Origin of the sequence: Collinsella sp. wc0583 (assembly GCF_046116915.1) — a bacterium.
GTDB lineage: Bacteria > Actinomycetota > Coriobacteriia > Coriobacteriales > Coriobacteriaceae > Collinsella.
The window spans coordinates 111,199-130,778 of sequence record NZ_JBJXBN010000002.1; the positions used below are offsets into that span (position 1 = coordinate 111,199).

Annotated in this window: 7 protein-coding genes; all 7 read left to right on the forward strand. The window is 57.8% G+C overall.

The window, feature by feature from the left end; translation table 11 throughout:
• Window positions 1-298 precede the first annotated feature (298 nt).
• The 7 genes from ACKUUJ_RS02215 (at window position 299) to ACKUUJ_RS02245 (ending at window position 19,571) form a co-directional block, all read left to right on the forward strand.
• The gene (locus ACKUUJ_RS02215; protein WP_409064508.1) at window positions 299-1,315 is read left to right on the forward strand and encodes a hypothetical protein; all 1,017 of its coding nucleotides are present in this window, start codon (window positions 299-301) and stop codon (window positions 1,313-1,315) included.
• Window positions 1,312-2,118, forward strand: coding sequence for a hypothetical protein (locus ACKUUJ_RS02220; protein WP_409064509.1), 807 nt, complete (start codon window positions 1,312-1,314; stop codon window positions 2,116-2,118). Before ACKUUJ_RS02215 ends, ACKUUJ_RS02220 begins: the two co-directional genes overlap by 4 nt.
• Before the next feature lie 24 nt (window positions 2,119-2,142).
• Window positions 2,143-3,144 carry a hypothetical protein gene (locus ACKUUJ_RS02225; protein ID WP_409064510.1) on the forward strand — a complete coding sequence of 334 codons (1,002 nt, stop codon included), beginning with the start codon at window positions 2,143-2,145 and terminating at the stop codon, window positions 3,142-3,144.
• Window positions 3,145-3,213: 69 nt separating this feature from the next.
• Entirely contained in the window at window positions 3,214-13,941 is a 10,728-nt protein-coding gene (locus ACKUUJ_RS02230; RefSeq protein ID WP_409064511.1) for a hypothetical protein, read from the forward strand.
• Between the two features lie 203 nt (window positions 13,942-14,144).
• Window positions 14,145-15,614 (forward strand): ATP-binding protein, encoded by a 1,470-nt coding sequence (locus ACKUUJ_RS02235; RefSeq protein WP_409064512.1) that lies wholly within the window; start codon window positions 14,145-14,147, stop codon window positions 15,612-15,614.
• Between the two features lie 392 nt (window positions 15,615-16,006).
• Window positions 16,007-16,402, forward strand: coding sequence for a helix-turn-helix domain-containing protein (locus ACKUUJ_RS02240; protein WP_409064513.1), 396 nt, complete (start codon window positions 16,007-16,009; stop codon window positions 16,400-16,402).
• Between the two features lie 286 nt (window positions 16,403-16,688).
• Window positions 16,689-19,571 (forward strand): proton-conducting transporter membrane subunit, encoded by a 2,883-nt coding sequence (locus ACKUUJ_RS02245; protein WP_409064514.1) that lies wholly within the window; start codon window positions 16,689-16,691, stop codon window positions 19,569-19,571.
• The last annotated feature ends 9 nt before the right edge of the window (window positions 19,572-19,580 follow it).

Here is a 19,580-nt window from a genome sequence, read left to right on the forward strand (position 1 = left end):
ATCCGAATCGCTAACACCCGAAAATCCGAATTTGGTGCAAGGGGATTGGCGCAAGTGGTCATGTTTGTTTGCGCCATGTTGGCACGAAGTAACCTGACCACTTGCACCAAGGGTTTGACTTTTAAGACATCATTAAGGTTTGCGTTGTGGAGCAAACCGCAGGCCAATGCTATTCTTTTACCTTATCGTATGGTGTTGTATTCTGCCTGAATTCTCCTCCTGCGAACAACAGATAAACGCGACCGAGCGGAAAAGGATGGCAAGCCCGCAAGCAGGGCAAACGTAAGCGATGAGTGGCATGGACCGACATAGCGAGCTCCAGCAGCACATGACAGCGGCCGAGTACCGCCAAGCTGCCGACGAGCACGTGCGGACCCTCAAGGATTTCTGGAAGGATTTCCTGGTGAGCGGTCTGTTTGTGCTGGCCGCCATCGTTGCCATCTTTGCATGCCTGGCCTGGTTTGCCGCAAATAACCGAGTGAGCGCCACGGGGAGTACGATCGGGGCGAAGGCGGGGCGGTACACGCTGACCGCCGCGGGCGAGGGTGAGTCCGGCGCACACGTGGGCTATTACGAGCGCACGGACGCCGAAAAGCAAAACATCACGAGGCTCGATACGACGGACGCCATGACGGTAACGCTGGAATCCAACCTCAACAACGAGTCCGCCGGCTCTCTGTATCCGGGTGCCCGAGGTAAGATTACGTTTACGGTGAAGCCGCTGGTGAGTGACCTGGACGGGGTCACGATCAATCTGTCGCGCTTGCTTAAGGTCACGAACATTGTTGGCGTTGTTGGGGACGGAGGAACGCTGGCGCCCGAGGCAGAGGCACTCCTTGGCTTGATCAAAGGCCATGTACTGTTCTTTACGAGCTGCGAGAACGGGTATTACTCGGGGCGCGTGACGAACAGCCAAATCACGATTCCAAAGAGCAGTTTTTGCGAGGGCGGGAACGAGGCTAAACCGACGAACCAGTCTGTTCCCGTCACGCTGTACTGGGTATGGCCGGAGTACTTTCAGAACTTCGTCCTTACCGGCAACACGAATTACTACAAGAATCTGTTTGCGGCGGCGGGCGACGCAAAGTCTGACTACGGCGCTCTGCAGGCGGACATGAACGAGCATAAAGCGAACTACTTCTATGGCGCGGCAAACGGCACAAGTGCTGTCAACGCCCCCTTGGTTTCGTCTAGCATGTCCTTCAGCGACACCGCCATCTGCTCGGCGCTGTACAACAATGCCGACGAGCAGATCGGCAATAAGGTCAAATACATCCAACTTAGAATTAGCGCTCAGGAGGGCGTGAGCTCATGAGCACCATGCAAACGCGCCTCGGCGATGCCCGCAATTGGATAGAAAACCACCGCGCACAGGCCCTTGCGGTCCTGATATTGCTGGCGGCAATCGCTCTTATCATCGGCTTGTCGCTCTCGTGGTTTGTGGGCAGCAAAAGTCTGTCTACGGTGGGCAAGATCCAAACGCCCGCGCAGCTTAAGATCATGGGTCCCAACCAGACGAGCATCGAGCCCATCGAGATTTCGTATGACGAGTCACGCGGCGATGAGAAGAAAGACGACGGCACCGTGACCGTTCGTCGCGCGTTTTGCGTGCAGAGTGACAATGGCGATCCCGCTGCCGGCGGTCAAGCGTTTGAGCTGCAGGTGGCAAATACCACGAATATCACGGGGCTGACAATCAACGTGTATCACGTGACGGTCAACGAATCGTCGGCAACGAAGGGAGATGTGGTCGGCCTCGACGGGCTCAACCGCACCTACTCATGGAGCAAGAAGAGCAGCACCCCGATTAAGTTCGCTTTTATCAACTCCGCGGACGGGACAAATGCGTTGGCTAAAGAGCTTGAGAAAAACGATCCAACGTACGGCTCGTACGTGAATGTCCAGAAAAACGCCCGTCCGCTGTATCGGTACCACGTGTTCCAAAAAGACGATCTAGACGGTTGGAATGGCACGAAAGCCAACGATGCCACCAACTTTATTGTTGAGTGCACGTGGAACGCGGATGGCGTAACCGTGGGTGGTGCCAAGGTCTCAAACGTCAAAGAGACCGACATGGTTTATCTAATCGCTCGCGGCATGAGCGGCACTAATAACTAATAAGTAGGAAGGGAGGGGTGCCAGATGCGGAAAGACAAGAACGAGCAAAATGAAATCGCGAGGCCTGTTGGCAAGCACTTTGCACAGGTTGATGATTCTAAGGCAGAGCCTTGCTGCGCGGAGACGGCGGCCCCTGCTTTCAAAGTGCGTAAACGCCTATGGGCAGTTGCGGTGCTGCTGTGTGCCGTCGCGATTGCGACGGGTACCTACCTTACCTACACGGCCTTTTTGGCGGGCGACTTTCTTAAGTCGGTTGCTGTTTCGGGCACGTCGCAGGCGCTGTTTGCCTCGGACATGCTTACGGGCTACACGAATGAGACGCTGAATGACGAGGGTATTGCCGTCCGAAGCGTCATCGCCGACACGAGTGGGGAAAAATGCTCTTTTACCTTTCGCATTTACAACCATCTGCTGGGCGACAAGAACAAGGTCAACGACAAGGACGTTAACGCGACGCTGAGCGTGACGGCGACGGGTACGACGAAAGCTTGGAGCATAAGCGGTGAGCCTGCGCTGACGGCGAACGGCACGGTCGGCCTTTCCTTCCCTGCCAACAGGGCAACCATGTATACCTATAAGGTTACGTTTTCCAAGGCGGACCTCAACAAAGCATCCTTCACCGTTAAGGCCCAGGTCGGCCCCAATAGCCCTGGCACCAACCTAAAATGGCTCGCCGCCAAGATTGCGCCTTCCGAGCGTGCAGAGGTGACGGCTTCGGGCGTTTCGGGCGAGTGGGTCGACGAGAACTCGGATACCGGCGCTTTTGACGCCTACAACTATCGTGTGACGGTTACGGGCGTTACGACTAAGGTAAAGCTTACGTGGGGAAGCGGGGTCGAGCTCGATCCGTTCTTTAAGCAGAACCACGAGAACGTTGACGTGCAGAAAACCGTCAACGGCGGCTCGGTCGAATATGATGCATCTCCCGGCTCGGAAATTATTACCTTTTACCGAGCGGGCACCGGTAAGCCGACCGGCTGGGATGCCGACGACATCAAAGTTACGTGTTCGGCCGCACAGAACTAGCCGAAGCGATCCGCAAGCATAGATTTTGAGACCCCACGCGGGGCATGAGATAGAACGAGGTAGGATCAGATGAGAACGGCAAAGCGCATAACAACCGCATGCCTGACTGCGATCATGATTTTCCAGGCGCTCGCGCCTTCCACAGAGGTGTTCGCGCAAGAGCTCGACGCCGTTATGGAGGCGTCCGTCTCCGCCGCGCGCGCCGCGGGCAATACTGCCCGCTCCGTACAGGATGCCGTGGCCACCTCGCTGCAAGATGCTGACCAGGCTGCATCTGATGATGCCGCGACGACTCCGGGCGCCGATGCGGGCGCCACCGAGGGCGGCGACGGTTCTACCAACGCTGGCGAATCGCAGGACTCCACGACCGATGGAACCACTAACGGCGATACCCCAACGGAGGGCGACGCATCCCAAGACGATGCGGCTGCCGATGAGGGCGCCGCCGACGAAGATCAGGCGGATGACGCGGACACAGATGCGGCTGCGCAGGCTAGCACCGACCCCGCCATCAAGACCGCTGGTGAGCTTGATGGCGCGCTGGTCGACGGCAAGGTCACCGTGAACGACGCTGGCGAGGTCACGGCCATCACCTTCGGATCCAACGCCGACCTTATCGCCATCTCCAACACCGACCCCGCCATCTACCAGAACGCGAGCATCTCCAAGACCGGCTTGAGCGGCGTCGACTTCGACGTGTGCGGCGCGCAGGCCGTGGGCGACCTGGGCAATCTCGCGTTCCAGGGGTTCGGCAGCGATGCCCACCCCTTCAAGGGTACGCTCGACCTGGGCGGCAGGTCCCTTACCGCCAACAAGACGCTCTTCAACAACATCGAGCTCAACGATAACAACGGCACCGTAAAGCTCACCTGGAAGGGCACCGATGCTCAGCCCATCGTGGCCGCAAAGGTCACGGGCGCGGGCAAGACGCTCAGCGCTGCCATTACCGTAGACAAGCCCGAGAGCGGCGATACGAGCGTCGTCAAGCTCACTTCGCCGCTCGTGGGTGAGGTTACGGGCGAGCTCACGCTTGACGCCACGTATTCGACAAGCGCGAATAGCCCCCTGGCGATTGGCATGCAATCGTCCACGGGCAATCTGGGCCTACTCGCGAACACCCTTACTGCAGGCGCATCTCTTACGATCGCGGGGCTGAATGGCCTGCCGAAGAGCTTCAACGGCACCCCCACCATCGATGCTACGGGCGCTGGTGCCAATGCCGGCGGCCTTATTGGCGAGGCAGGCGAGGGGGCTGCCGTCACCCTTGCTTCGAATGTCGATGTTTCGGCACTGAGCGTCGCGGGTAATAATGCGGCGGGCGGCCTTATCGGTAAGGCGACCAGGCTTACGCTTGCCGTAGATACGGACAACAGCGGAAAAGATGCCTCGGGCAAGGATATCAGTATCAAGCCAGCGCACTCGGTTGGGTCGTCATCAGCCGGTACGTATGCCGGCGGCCTTATCGGTGACGCCTCGTTTGCCAGCGATTTCACTATCGAGAATGGCACCTTCGATTTTGGCGAGGGCGTGGCGCTCAGTGTGGCCAACACGACCGCCGCCCCCTCTGTCGGTGGCCTGTTCGGCGTGCTCGACATCTCGAACGGCGATGTGACCGTAAACGGCGGATTGTATAAAAGCACGCTGCAAAACGGCGCGGACAACAGCAACAACAACGGCGTGCGCGGGAACTACGGCGGCTTGGTGGGCAAGCTGTGGGGCCAGAAATACGGCGACGCACTGCACGCGTTCACGGTGAAGGGTGGCGCTGAGGTGTCGTTTGGCGTGGGCTCTAACGGCAAGCTCGCGTATGCGGGCGGCCTGGTAGGCTACCTTGGTGAAGGCGGCGGGAGCGACAATGTGTCCGCCGTGGTCATCAGTGGCGCAGCGGTGACGTGTGCAACCTCGGGCTACGCCAGCAACAACGGCAAATACGGCGGCGCCGTGGGCGTCGTGGACACCAAAAACGTGCTGGAAGTGCGCGGCCTAACGGTCAAAACCGCCAGCGGCGCTACCATCGGCGGCACAAACGGCGGCTTTGCCGGAGTCGTTGGGTCGTCGTGGCTCGGCATCGTCAAGTTCAGCGGTATCACCGACCTGTCGGATGCCGCCTTCGTGGAAAATGATCACACCGCGCAGCTGATTTATGAGAACTTCAATTCACTGTTTTTTGCTGCCGGTAGCGGAAGCGACAGAGGTGCCACCGTAGGCGGTACCACGGAATGGCAATACAAGCGTCCCTCTAAGCCGGTCAAGATCGATGACATCTACAGCTACGGCCAGGTTATTCGCCTGGGTGATAGTTTTATTACGCTGAACCCGACGACACACGAGCTGACTCTACCGGCACCGTTGGAACTGACTAACGGCGTCTATGCTCTAGCCTCGCTTGAGGATTTCGCCAAGCTTGCGATTACCTGGCAAACCAACGGCTACTACTCAATGGTCGAAGGCGTTACCGAAAACAATCTGAATGGTTTAAAGTCCTCGACCATTACGGTGAACGGCACAATTGACCTCAAGGGTACAGGCCTGACGGGCTTCACTCAGGACCGCGCAAACGACTCGCAAGTTTTCTCGGGTACGTTGAACGGCGGCGGCACGATCAAGCTTGCTGTCGGTGAGCCTTACGGCATGCGCGGGAACGCCCCTCTGGGCGTCGACGACATCAGTGCCGGCAACGGAAAAATCTACCGTCACGGCCGCCTGGGCTTGTTCGCAGCAATCAACGGCGCAGCCGCCAACAGCGAGACTGTCTCCAACGTCACCATCGCTGGCTCCATGAGGTTCGATAACGGCTCGGCAATCGAGGCTGGATCGCTTGCGGGCGCCATTGCGGGTGGTCTGACGCTGTCTGGCGCAACGTGCGAAACGAATATCGCATGCGATGATACGTTCACCAACGATGTGAACATTGGTGGTATTGCAGGCGGCGTGTCGGCAGCTTCTACGGTTACGTTTAGGGACAGTAGCAAGGCTCAAGCGAGCATCACTGCAACTAAAACGCTTAATGGCAACAGCCGTATTGGCGGCGCCATCGGCTATGTGGGCAATTATGTCTCGACATTCAACGTTACGGGCCTTGAGGTCAGCGGAAAAATCGAGACCGGCAATTGCACCAGCGGCAAGATTGCCCAGGTCGGCGGTCTTATCGGCTGCATCGCACAGAGCACCTATGGGGCTGATGGGGCAATAGCCAACTCGGCCAAAAAGGACGTTAACATTACGGGCCTTTCGTTCAACTCGTTCAAGATGGGAGTCGGAAAGAACGGCGATAAGCTCAATGGCGTGGGCGGTCTCTTGGGTTATAGCTGGGGCAACGCGGTCGTAACTATCGGAGATGACAACATTAACAAGAGTGAAAACTCCTATGCTTTGAAAACGACCAACGCTTCTATAATCGCGACTGTGGATGATTCCAAGGAGCTTGGCGGCCTTGTATACGCAGCCAGCGGTCACTGGATTATCAACAACTACGCCATCGATCTCTCGGGCACAAAGATTAATGCAGGCGCCGCTCAGACGCTCGGCGTTCTAGTTTGCCGCGGCTGCAAGGTGGATGATAAGACGACATATGGCGTCGAGAGCTACCTAGGCCTGTACTTGGAGGACAGGGCTTATTGGGATACCGCCTATAGGGTGCCCACCGGCGAGGGGGCCATCGTTGCGTCGGGCGTAACGTCCTTCGATGAATGGGTTGGCAGCGGTGTAAAACCAAACAACGGCAGCAAGCTCATGGACGCCGACTGGAACACGGTCGTTTCGCTACACACACAGAAAAACAAGCTGGACATGGACGGCGATTCCACAAAAGACAACAGCTACCATAATCGCTCGTCTTTCGGTCGAAGCCAGAATACGAACGGCAATACCCGCTACTTCTACAACCTCGACATAGCCTCTAAGAATTGTGGAGGCGGCTTTAGTGGCAGTCAAATCGATACAGCGGACAAGCTGCTCTTATGGTCTGCTTTCTGCTATGCTCCCGCCGGTATTCGTTCGACAATCGTTCCCGATGGTACGACAGGGCTCGATGATTCCATAACCATAACGGGCACAATCGATTTGGCCGGCTACAGCTACTATCCCACTCAACCGATCGGAGAGGTGACGGTTAATAATGCGGCCATCACCTTCTACTACTCCAAGATCAAGGCCGAGCAGAATGGCAACAAGCTAAACTCCGATGCCACCCAGCACGAGAACATGCACTGCGGTCTTTTTCAAACGGTGGCAGACGGCGATCTCACAGTAAGCAACGTCACTTTGGGTGGTACCGTTGGGCCCGTTATCAATGACGGAAAGAGCTCTACTGACGCTATTGGCGCGGGCGGAAGCTCATCGGGCGCGCTCGTGTGCCGCTACGTGTATGGGTCCAGCGACGGCAATGGCACCAAGATTAGAAAGATCTCAATTGATGATCTTACACTCAACAATCTGATTGTCGACGGCGCCAACAGCGCCACGGACGCTAACGCCTATATGCCTCTGCTCATCAACGAGATGCAGAAGTACGTGAGCCTGAACGCGAAGAATATCAAGACTACTGGGTACACGAGTGGCACCAAGGCGGCTACGTCGCTGTTCGGAAAGCTTGGTGTAGGCAGTGAGGCCGATCAGGTGACGGCGAAGTTTGAGCAAATCAGCTTGCCCAGCCAAGAGAACAATACGATCTTCACCCATGCGAGCCTGCTGGAGAGTTTTGGCTACGGAAGCACGAGCACGGGCTCTGCGGACTACACCTTTACTAAGGCCGATGGCGATGCGGGCAAGGTGACCTACGGATCCGAGATTGATGGGAGTACGGAGTACCCGGGCAAGCAGCTTTGGTATTACGACGAAGCGACGTATGGTGCCGTGAGCGGCTATGTGACGGTTGATGGTAAGAAGGACGGTGACGTCAGGCCTTGGTTCGGTGACTACCTTCCTTATGTTTACAAGGGAAAAGCCGCCGAGGATGGCGTTCAGTATCACGAAATTAAAGTCAACCAGCGCATTCCAAAGCTGGTAATGGGATGTGGTACCTACGGCGATCCTTATTCCGTCACAAACGCGGCGGAGATGAATGCCATTGCCAACTACATTAATAACATGACGGCGCTTGACGGCTGGGAGGTCACCATTGTCGCCGACCAGGGTAGGCTCTGCACTCGCCGCAGCAGCGATCACTCGACCGACAATGAGGTTACGTACGTCTACAAGCAGGCGAACGGTACCGATAATAAATGGGAGAAGAAGACCGGAGACGCGTCGACCAATTCCCCGCAGACGCTGAGCGACGAAACCATGCACCGCTATATGCAGAGCGCGTATTACAGCATCGAGCCTACTGAGGGCAATACGATTACTCTCGACGGCGCATCGTTTGGCGGTTTTGGAAATAGGGCCAACCCGTTTAGGGGCGTCATCGTTGGCAACTTTGGCAGTGATAATAAAAACGCAACCATCAAGATAGAGAATAACGAGGGTTCGCTTCGCGGCCTTATTCCCTATAGTTACGGCAGCGTGGTGCGCGATCTGAATATTCGCTATGTGAACGCGTCGGCGACTATTACTTATTCTGCCAAGGATGCCGACGGCGTTCCGACGGCGTTTTTCGGTGGCGTTGTCGGCTGCATCCTTGGTGGCGATAACATTATCGATGGCGTGGTCGTTAATGGGACGACGGCCGAAAACCCTACAACGGGATTTACCGTCACGGGCGGTGGCGACAAGCCGCATCTTGTTCCCATTGGTGGCTACGTCGGTGCCATTGCGGGTGGCGGCGTGATTTTCCGCAATATGGACAAAAGCGGAAAATCTTCCTGGCGTGCTGGAACTGGTGACAAATCTCGTGGTCTGGGAAAGGGCAACTTTGATCTCTACAACAATCCCTACGTCGGTCGCGTGATTGATGGCTATGCCTTTAGCGAGGGCTGTAAGGTTGAAAACGGTAACGCTAACTACCAGATTAACGAGCTCACAAAAAAAGGAACCCCCTGTGTCACCACCACGGGCACCGACAACAAGTACCTCGGCACTAACGCCGAGGCTCCTGTGACCATGGTGAAAAACGCCCAGGGCCTTTTGGTGCTCTCGGCCATCATCAGCTCGGGTGCGGGTGCTGGCGCGGCACATACCAACTACTCCAATAATGGCGTGTTCCGCGGTTCCAAGGCTTACTGGGGCAGCGATTCGCAAGACCCGGCGATATGCGGCTACCTGTTTGGCAACAAGGAATATGGCAAGGTACGGAATGCTAACTACGCAAATGTGGGCAAGCCTGAGAGTGCTGCCGGCGATTTCGAAATCGCCAAAAACGACGACCAGAAGGCCCCCGGCAAGCAGGGGTGGCACGGCCCGCTCGACCATGATGACGATGTAAATTCGCCCTACCTGGTGGCGTCCTACGCTGCCGACTACCAAACGGGCTATGTGTGCGCGTCGAAATCGATCGGCATGAGCTTGGAGTTCAAGCAGGGCGACACCTACGATATGACCGACTACGGCACGGGGTACGTGGGCCTAAACGGCCGCTACTATTCCAATGCCTGCAATTCGAACCAGCCGGGCACCGACCGCGACCGTATTACGCCGCACGTAGCCACGATCGACGGTAACGGCGCCACCATCACGGTGGGTACCGAAGGCACCGCCTACGGCGTCGTCGAATACGCCGACGACGACTATAAGGTCTCGGGCGTGGGTGGTCTATTCAGCACCGTGATGTTCACCTCCACCAATGTGGGGCAGAGCGTCACCGCGAACGACGGCGCGCAGGTCAAAGACCTCACCTTTAGCAACTGCAACGTAGCGCTCACCTATATCGACACCAACGGCGAAGCCAAACCAGGAGAGGCGCCGAACGACCTTACCGGTGCCGGCCTTTTGGCGGGTGCAACGGCCAACTACGACGACGGCACGTGCGGCATCTACCGCAACGTGCAGATGAAGAACTGCACCGTGTCGGGCGCAAAGAGCGTAGGAGGGCTTCTTGGCAGCTCGGGCCGCGCCAGACGAACTACGAGCGAAGACAGAACCTATATGGTCGAGTTCGGGGACGGGTGGGGCCCCGCGTATCTCTATGACTGCTCATACACTGGCCTTAACGTCACGGGCGAGAAGAATGTCGGTGGCTATGTGGGTACGGTCGCCTCGGCGTGCGGTGTGTGGACAACCGCAGGCACAGGGGTGAGCGAAAGGACCGTTGGCAAAAACTCGACCATAACTGCCACAGGGACAGTGCCCTACGTGGGCGGCGTGCTCGGCTATGTCGAAAGAAGCGATATCTCGGTCAACACCAACATCGGCACCACCACAGCGGCCCAGTCGTCGTGCACGGCAGTCATCTCTGGGGTAAACGTGCTAGCCACCGGGTCGAACTCCGATGACCATATGGGCGCCGGCGGCGTGGTCGGACGCGCCCGTGGCGGCGTTATTTCTATGAGCAACGTGCGCATTGATGGCGGAAACGGCACCGAGAACGCCGTCATCGGCGATAAGGCCGGAACGAACAATAGCATCTACAATGCGGGCGGCCTGATTGGTGAGGTTACGAGTAGCGGTAGCCCCAACAAGTACTGGTTCGACGACTGCAGTGTCAAGAATGTCAGCATCGCCGGCACCGGCAAATGCTCGGGCGGGCTTATCGGCTACTTCTTCAGCAATGTGAATATAGCCTGCAACAACATCGCGATCGAGAACGCTACGATTAAGGGTAACTGGAGCGGCGGCCTGCTGGGCGCGAATAACGCGAGTAACAGCGGATCCGTCGTCATCGACGTTACCAACACAAAGGTATCCAACACCACGTTTAGCGAAAGGTCCAACGGCGGCATTATGGGCGACGGGCGCGGCCAGTTCCATCTGTTAAACGTGCTCATGGACAGCAATAGCTACAATGCGGGCAAAACCCAGGGCGTACTCTTGGGCGAGGTTGACACGGGGGATGGTAAGTACAGCCTTTCCGCAGCGGGCGTGGAAGTAAAGCCCGGTAGTGGCAAGACCACGAGCGACCTGCCGCCGATGGTTTACACGACCAATACGAATACGGCTGCTGTTAACGAGAAAACTTATATTGCCTTCGGCGACTACAACGGCACGGCTGCCGCGCCCAACGAGAACAAAACGCTTTACGGCGCAGGCGATACTGCTACCACGGCAACGAGTCCGTACGTGACCACGAGGCCCGTGAGCACGCTGGCGGTGCGTGCCTCCGACGGCGACACCACCGACCGCTACCTGTTTGGCGACGGCGCCGCCATTGACACCGCGACGACCATCCAAAGCCAAGCGGGTGCCCGCGTTCCCGGCCGCTACACCTACACCAACATCGCCGGCATCAATGATGCCGGCGCATACCAAAACACGAGCACCTATAGCGCGGACAGCTCGCGTAGCACCTATAACGCTAACAACATTACTTCGGACAAGAAGGCCAAAACTGACTTCCCCGTGCTCGTGATTCCGGGCAACGATACCACGACGGTGGAGAGCTACCTGAACATCGTGACCAATGGCGGCTTCTCCGATGCCCGCCGCCTCAACGGCAGCACCGCGCATGTGACCGCCACCGCCGAGGTCTTCTCGCTCGCCGATAACGGCACCTTCGTCAAGGACGTAGCCGCCTCGCAAGCGCCCACGCTCAAGGTGCTCAACAATGGCACGAGCTCTATGGCATTCCGCGCGAGCACCGACTGGGACAATGAGCAGGGGCGCTTCACGCTGCTTACGGTCACCTTTAGCGAGGCCGGCCAGAGCTACCGTGTACAGGTACCCATCATCGTCAAGCGCATGCTCGAGATCGACTTTACCGCCACCTACTCCGAAGGTGCGAACTTCAAGGCTGCCGACTATGCGACAAAATACGACAAGCACGTACTTGTGAGCAGCGGCGACACCATGACCGGCTACCTTACCTGGACCTATGGCAGCGCTCGGGGCAAGCCGGTCGATTACGGCTGGAACACGCTGCTCGAAGCCGGCGGCTCTATGGGTCCGCTCAACAAGAGCATTACCTTCGGTGCCACGCTGCCCGAGGGTACACAGCTCACACTCGTGGACACGGCCAACAACAGCCGCGAATATCACTACACGGTGGGCACGGGCGGCGCGACGTCAGTCAGGCTCACCGAGTTTGTGGACGCTGGCAACAAGGCTTACTACACCGAACCGTGGCTGAGCGAAATCGTGGGCGTGAAGGCCGATGAGGCCAAGGAGGACAAGGACGGCGCTTGGGTCAAGCTCGCCGATGACGAGGTCAAGGACAAGAGCCAGGCCGAACTCGCGAAGATGGCTGGCGCCAAGGTCGATGGCGCGTACTACCGCGCGCGCACTTCTTCCGACGCGACGGGCACGTTCTATACCCTCTCCGTTGATAAGGAAGAGCCCAAGAGCGAAAACTTCTACTTGGTGGTGCGCACGCCGGCGGGGTCCGTGGGCGTCAACGGCTACACCGCCACCACGGTGGACACGAGCCTCAACGAGCACATCAACTACCTGCTGCGAGGCAAGAAAGCAGCCGACGGCAAGGCTGCCGAGGATGGGCACCAGAATACGCCCTCGACCTATAGCGTGGCATCAAACTACACGCACAGCCTCGTTGACAACAAGCGTAACCTCGTCGACAACAGGGACAGCATCAGCCGGATGGAGCTCAAGGAAGCCACCTATTCGCTTTCCATGAACGTGAGCGACACCGTGACGTTTGACTCGAGCCAGCAATACACGAGCTCTGACGCGCTGTATTATCAGCTCGATTCGTCGCTTGTCACCTATCACGATGGCGTCATCGCGGGCTCGGTAGGATACCCCACGGGCACGCAGGGCACGTATGAGTTCTACGTTAAGGTGGGTGATAACTACTACACCTGGGGCGGGTCGGGTTGGAGTCTGGCCGGCACGAAGGAGACCCCAGTGGTGTCGGGCCTTAGTTGGACTGCGAACGGTGGCGACATGTCACTGGTGCTTGCCGATGCTGAGGGTAATCCCATCGACATGTCGGGCCTGCGCGAGATCGCCAAGAACCATGTCAACGCCTTCACCGTTACCATGAGGGCCGCGCTCACCATGACGGAGCCTGCCTGCCAGGCGGGTATCGTGGCCTCGCAGAACAGCGGCACCGACCGCTACACCAAACCCAACTACCGCGCGTACCTTTCCACGCATGCCGACACGCTCAGCACCAGTAGCAACTCGGCATACAACGATGGCGGCGCCGGCTACTACCGTATGGATGTGGGCTCATCGACCATCGCGCTCGAGGCGTCTAAGAAATCCCAGTTGGGCATCAACATCGATGACCTCAAGTCCGCTGACGGCGAGATCGCTCTGGTGGGTACCTACGACCTGAGCAAGCTCACGGGCGCCGAGGCTAAGATCGACGCCGCAAGCACGGTGACCTACACGCTGAGCCTGGAGCAGCGGCAAGATAATGGCGGCTATGCTCCGGTCGGCGATATCTCGAACTACATTACGGTGCTCGGCAGCGATTACCTAGGCACGGGTGCGGCATCCGCCGACGGCAACAGCTATGTGTTCACCGACACCAAGACCAACGGCGCGTTCCTCACGCGCGACGGCAACAGCCTTGCCTTTAAGCATGCCTTCCGCGTTAAAGTGAATACGAATGTTGAGGGTGAGAACCAAACTTACGCAAACTACCGCTTGGTGCTTACGGCCAATATTATGACCGGCAACGTTGTCGACGACACACCGGTCAACGTTAGCAACCTTGATGGCTATTCGCACTCCGACTACGTGACGTACACGCTAGCGCGCATCAACACCGAGGGCATTCGGCACGAGACGAAAACCAACTAGCTACGCGAGGGGCGGCAACCACCCGGTTGCCGCCCTTTTTCTTGTTCGCTTGGCCTACTGCTGCCCCAGCTCTCCACCAACTTTCCAGCTTTCCACTTAACTTACCACTCAAGGTGGAAAGCTGGAAAGTTAAGTGGAAAGCTGGAAAGTTAAGTGGAAAGCTGGTAAGTTAGGTGGAAAGTTGGAAAGTTGGGAGGTTCGGCATGAATGAGGAGTGGTTGGCGCAGGTTATCCATCATCTGCGGGCAATAGGAAACGACACCCAGCAGTACGAAGTAAAAGAAGCCAAGGGCGCGCTCCCCAAAAGCATCGTCGAGACGCTTTCGGCATTTTCCAACGCGCAGGGCGGCTTTATCATCCTCGGCATTTCTGAAAAGAACGGGTTTATGCCCGTCGAGGGTTTTGATGCCCGCAAGATGCAAGACGCCCTCTCTTCTGCATGTGAAAAGCTGACGCCCGTTGTGAGGCCGGATATCCAAGTGCTCCCCTTCGAGGGTAAGCTGGTGCTTTGCGCGCGCATCAAAGAAATGCATCCACGCGATAAACCCTGCTATATTGCGGCACGCGGAATGTACGATTCGTCCTTTATCCGTACGGGCGACGGCGACCGGCGCATGACTCCCTACGAAATCGATCGCTTTATGGAGGAGCATGTTCAGCCTACATACGACGACGAGCCGGTCGAAGGCGCCACGCTCGATGACCTTGACGCCGATCTTTTGCAAGGGTTTATAAAACGCCAGCGCGAGCTACACCCTAGGCTTTTGGGCACCAGAAGCGACGATGAGATTCTCCTTGACCTGCATGTGACCAAAAGGGTGGACGACGCAATCGTGCCGACGCTTGCTGCAATTGTCGCGATGGGACGGTTTCCGCAAAAGTTCTTCCCACGTCTCAATGTGACCTTTACGGCGTACCCCGGGACCACAAAAACGCAGCGAGTAAGTGATAACAAGCGTTTTGTGGATTCTCAGACCATTTTGGGTCCGATCCCTTTCATGATTGAGGACGTGCTTGCCGCCGTTGCGAGAAACACCCGAAACGCAGCGGTTATCGAGGGCGCGTTCCGGAAAGATGTGCCCGATTATCCGCCCGTGGCGCTGCGCGAGGCGGTGGCGAACGCGCTCATGCACCGCGACTACTCTTCCGCCGCGCGCGGCTCACAAGTGCAGGTCAACTTGTATATCGACCGCGTCGAGATTCTCAATCCCGGCGGGCTGTACGGCGACGTAACGATCGATTCGCTGGGAGTTTCTGGGGTTTCGTCATCCAGAAACCAGTTCCTTTCAAATATCCTCGAGACCACGCCGTACCCAGACGGTGGCTACGTGGTCGAAAATCGCGGCACTGGTTATCAGGAGATAGGCGAGCAGCTCGAGCGGGCAAACATGTTGCCGCCCGAACCAAAGAACTCGACAGTTTCTTTTTCGTTGACGTTCGATAAGCGAAAGATAATGCGGGCGGAACAGGTGACGTCTGTGGGGCATGTGGACGAGGCAATCTTGGATTACCTGGCAACACATTCTTCGGCCTCGACCAAGGAGCTCACCGACGCTTCGAGTTTGAGCAGGAGCGCCGTTTCCAACCACATAAAAGGCTTGATTGGTGCGGGCAAGATTGAGGCGATGGAGCCTCCGCGCAGCCCGCGACAACGGTATCGACTCGCGAAGTAGGGCTGTCCGTCGCCCATGCTTCGGTCTCCCAACTTCTTTCCAGCTTTCCACTTAACTTACCACTTAAGGTGGAAAGCTGGAAAGTTAAGTGGAAAGTTGGGAAGCAAGTGGAAAGCTGACATGTTAGGTGCGGACTGACGAGGGGTTAATAATTGCACAAACCATACCAGCCAAACAAAAAGATACCAATCTGGTTGGTAAAACACCGTCAATGAGCCGCGAGCCAACTAGCTGCGTAAATAAAACCTAAAGAACTGTTGCAAATGAATGGCAAATACCCAGATGCCGCCGTTGCGATTTTCAATTAACTGTTACGCGGGAACAGCAAAATGCTACTATCTAACAAGCACGTAAGAAAGCAGATTAACGGTTAAGGCTAAGAAGTGGCAGGTATGTCGGAAGCAACTAGGACCCGCACGCATGCGCCCGAGGTTAGGCAGCGCGCCGTCGAGATCCTCCAAGAGGGGGTCGGTCACCGCGCCCTCGCTGCAAAGCTTGGCATTCCCCAGGCCACGGCTCGTCAGTGGGCCCGCGCATATGCCGTGGGCGGTGCCGACGCCGTGCTCAATGCGGGCGCTCGTCATCACACCTATTCGTACGACGTAAAGCTCGCCGTGGTTAAGGACCGTTTGGAAAACGGCCTGACGGTTCGCGAGGCAATGATCAAGCACAAGATTCCCAGCGAGTCTTCAGTCAAGGCTTGGTGCCGCCAGTATCGCGAGAGCGGTGAGTCCGCGCTGGTCGATAAGCCGCGCGGCCGCAAGCCGCGCGTTAAAAAGGCGGAATAGCGAACGGGATGGTGCGCCCACAGGGGCGCATTTTTCTTGCCGCGCCAACTTTTCGGACTGCCGCGAGCCTATCGGGACATCTTCCAACGTGGCCAATAAACCGCGCACAGTGGCCCGCGCGCCTGCCGCTGCGGTAAGGGAGCGTCACCCCTCTACTCCAATGCGGACAGACTCCTTACCCCGTACGCCTAAAACTCCCCAGTTGACCGAAAACCCGCTGCTGCTACTCCTCAATTGAGCTATAACGTTAAACAATTGCAGCGTTTTTGCATGGGGGAGTGATGGTATGACGCTACTGTATTTCCTTACCCTGTTTCCGCTGGTACCGGCGCTGGGTATGCTGTTCGCGCGCGGTGACCGCGCCCGCGATGCGGTGGGGCTCATAGGTTCCGGCATCATTATGGCGGTGACAGTTGTAGTCGCCGTCATGTTTTTTGGCACGGGCCCGCAGAGCTTTGAGGTCGCCCCCGGAGCCTCGCATGTGCTCTCGATCATCAGCTCCGCCATCGATGTCATCCTGTGCGCCGTCATCCTGTACAACGCGTACAAATACAGGAACGCGCTCACCACGGTGCTCGGCATAGTTCAGCTGGTGGGCTCGCTCGCCTTTGCAGCCATGACGCTGCCCGTGGCCGAGGCCGTCACCGCAACGCCGCTCTACCTGGACTACATGAGCGTGATCATGGTCCTCGCCGTTGGCATTGTCGGCAGCCTAATCTGCGTGTATGCCTTGGGCTACATGAAGGACTTCCAAGCGCACGATGAGCACGAGGCTGCGCTGCGCGGGCAGACCGCGCCCGACCGTCGCCCGCAGTTCCTGGCGCTTATGTTCCTGTTCCTCTCGGCCATGTTCGTCATCGTGACGAGCGACAACCTTGAGTGGCTGTTCTGCGGCTGGGAAATCACCACCGTGTGCTCGTTCCTTATGATTGGCTACACGCGCACGCCCGAGGCCATCAAGAACGCCTTTACCCAGATCATCCTCAACATGCTGGGCGGCATCGCGTTTTTGGCTGGACTCATGTATCTGCACGTTAACGGCATGCCGCTGACCATCTCGGGCATGGTCGAGCTTGCCGGCGCCGGAACCGCGCAATCCGCGCTGCTGGTGATGCCGGTCGTCCTGCTGTCGCTCGCCGCACTCACCAAGGCCGCACAGATGCCGTTCCACACGTGGCTGTTGGGTGCCATGGTTGCCCCTACGCCCACGAGCGCCCTGCTGCACTCGTCAACCATGGTCAAAGCCGGCGTGTTCCTGATGGTCAAGCTGAGCCCGCTCTATGCCATCTATCCCGTGACTGGCTTTATGGTCACGAGTGTGGGTGCCATCACGTTTTTGCTCGCTGCCCTCATGGCCATCTCGCAGAGCAACGCCAAACGCGTGCTCGCGTACTCCACCATTTCCAACTTGGGCCTCATCAGTGCCTGCTTGGGTGTCGGCGCGCCCGAGGCCGTATGGGCGGCCATCTTCCTGATCCTGTTCCACACGGTGGCCAAGTCGCTGCTGTTCCTGTGCGTGGGCACGGCCGAGCATCATATCGGCAGTCGCGATATCGAGGACATGGACGGTATGTTCAGCCGCATGCCGCACCTGACGCGCCTGATGATGCTGGGCATCATGGGCATGTTTGTGGCGCCGTTTGGCATGCTCGTGTCCAAGTGGGGTGCCCTGGTGGCGTTTGCGCAGACTGGCAACGTGCTTATGATCATGGTGCTGGCCTTTGGCTCGGCTGCGACGTTCTTCTTCTGGGGCAAGTGGCTTGCCAAGCTTTCGGGCGTCGACCCCACGGCTCAAAACGTTGAGGTCAATGTTCATAAGACCGAATGGATGGCGCTCAACACCATCGCCGCGCTGCTGATTCTGTGCTGCGTGGCGTTCCCGGTTATCTCGAGCGGTCTGGTGTCGCCTTACTTGGCCATGGTGTTTGGCCGCGTGCCGTACGTTATCGGCAAGGACGCCATGTATCTGATGGTGGTTATCGTGGCGTTTATTGCCGTGGTGCTGCTGACGTCGTTCCGCGTGAGCAATAAGCCGCACGTCAACGTGTACCTTTCGGGCGTGGGAACCGACAAATATCGTCATTTCCGCGGCTCGATGGGACGCGAGGTGAAGGCCGAAAAGCGCAATTGGTACTCGGAGGACGCCCTTGGCGAGAAGCGTATTGGCCCCGCGGGTAGCGTCGTGTGCTGCAGCATTATCTTGTTTGCGCTGCTGTGTTGCGCGTGGATTGGGCCCGAGCGGCTTGCCATGAGTGCGCCCTCGGTGCTGCGCGGCAAGTATTTCGAGGGTTCGGGCGTCGTGGGCATTTTTATTGGCACCGTGGCGTTTGCCTTGCTGGCGCCGCTTGTGGGCGGCCTGATCGATGGCCTTGACCGTAAGCTTTCGGCTCGCATGCAGGGCCGCGTGGGCCCGCGTCTGCTGCAGCCTTTCTATGACGTTGCCAAGCTGCTGCGCAAAGCCCCTGCCAGCGTAAACACCATGGACGATACTTATATGGCGTGCGCGCTCATCTTTACCGTGGTGGGCGGCGGCATCTTTGTGTCGGGCTCCAACACGCTGCTGTGCGCGTTTATGGTTACCCTCGCCGCGATCTTTGTGGTGTTGGCGTCCGCCTCGACGCAAAGCCCGTTTGCCCAGGTTGGCGCCGATCGTGAGTTGCTGCAGGTTATGAGTTACGAGCCCGCCGTTTTGCTGATGAGCGTGGGCCTGTACCTTGCCACCGATAGCTTCGATTCCATCGCCGTGACGGGGCAGTCGGCCCCCATCATCGTGTACAGCGCGCCCATTTTCCTCGCGCTGCTCGCGGTGCTCACCATCAAGCTGCGCAAGTCGCCGTTTGACCTTTCGTACTCGCATCACGCGCATCAGGAGATCGTCCAGGGCGTTGCCACCGAGATGAGCGGCGGCACGCTGGCCAAGATGACCCTTATGCACTGGTGCGAGACCGTGCTGTTTTTGATGTGGGTGGGCATGTTCTTTGTCTGGGACAACCCGGTGAGCTGGGTGGTCGCCCTGGTCGTGATGGCTGCGACGTACTTTGTCGAGGTGCTTATCGACAACACCTTCGCACGCAGTACCTGGCGCAGCTGCTTTAAGCTCGGATGGGGCGTGGCGCTGGTGTTTGGCCTGCTCAACCTTATGCCCATCCTCGTCGACGTGTTTATTTAGGAGGCGGCA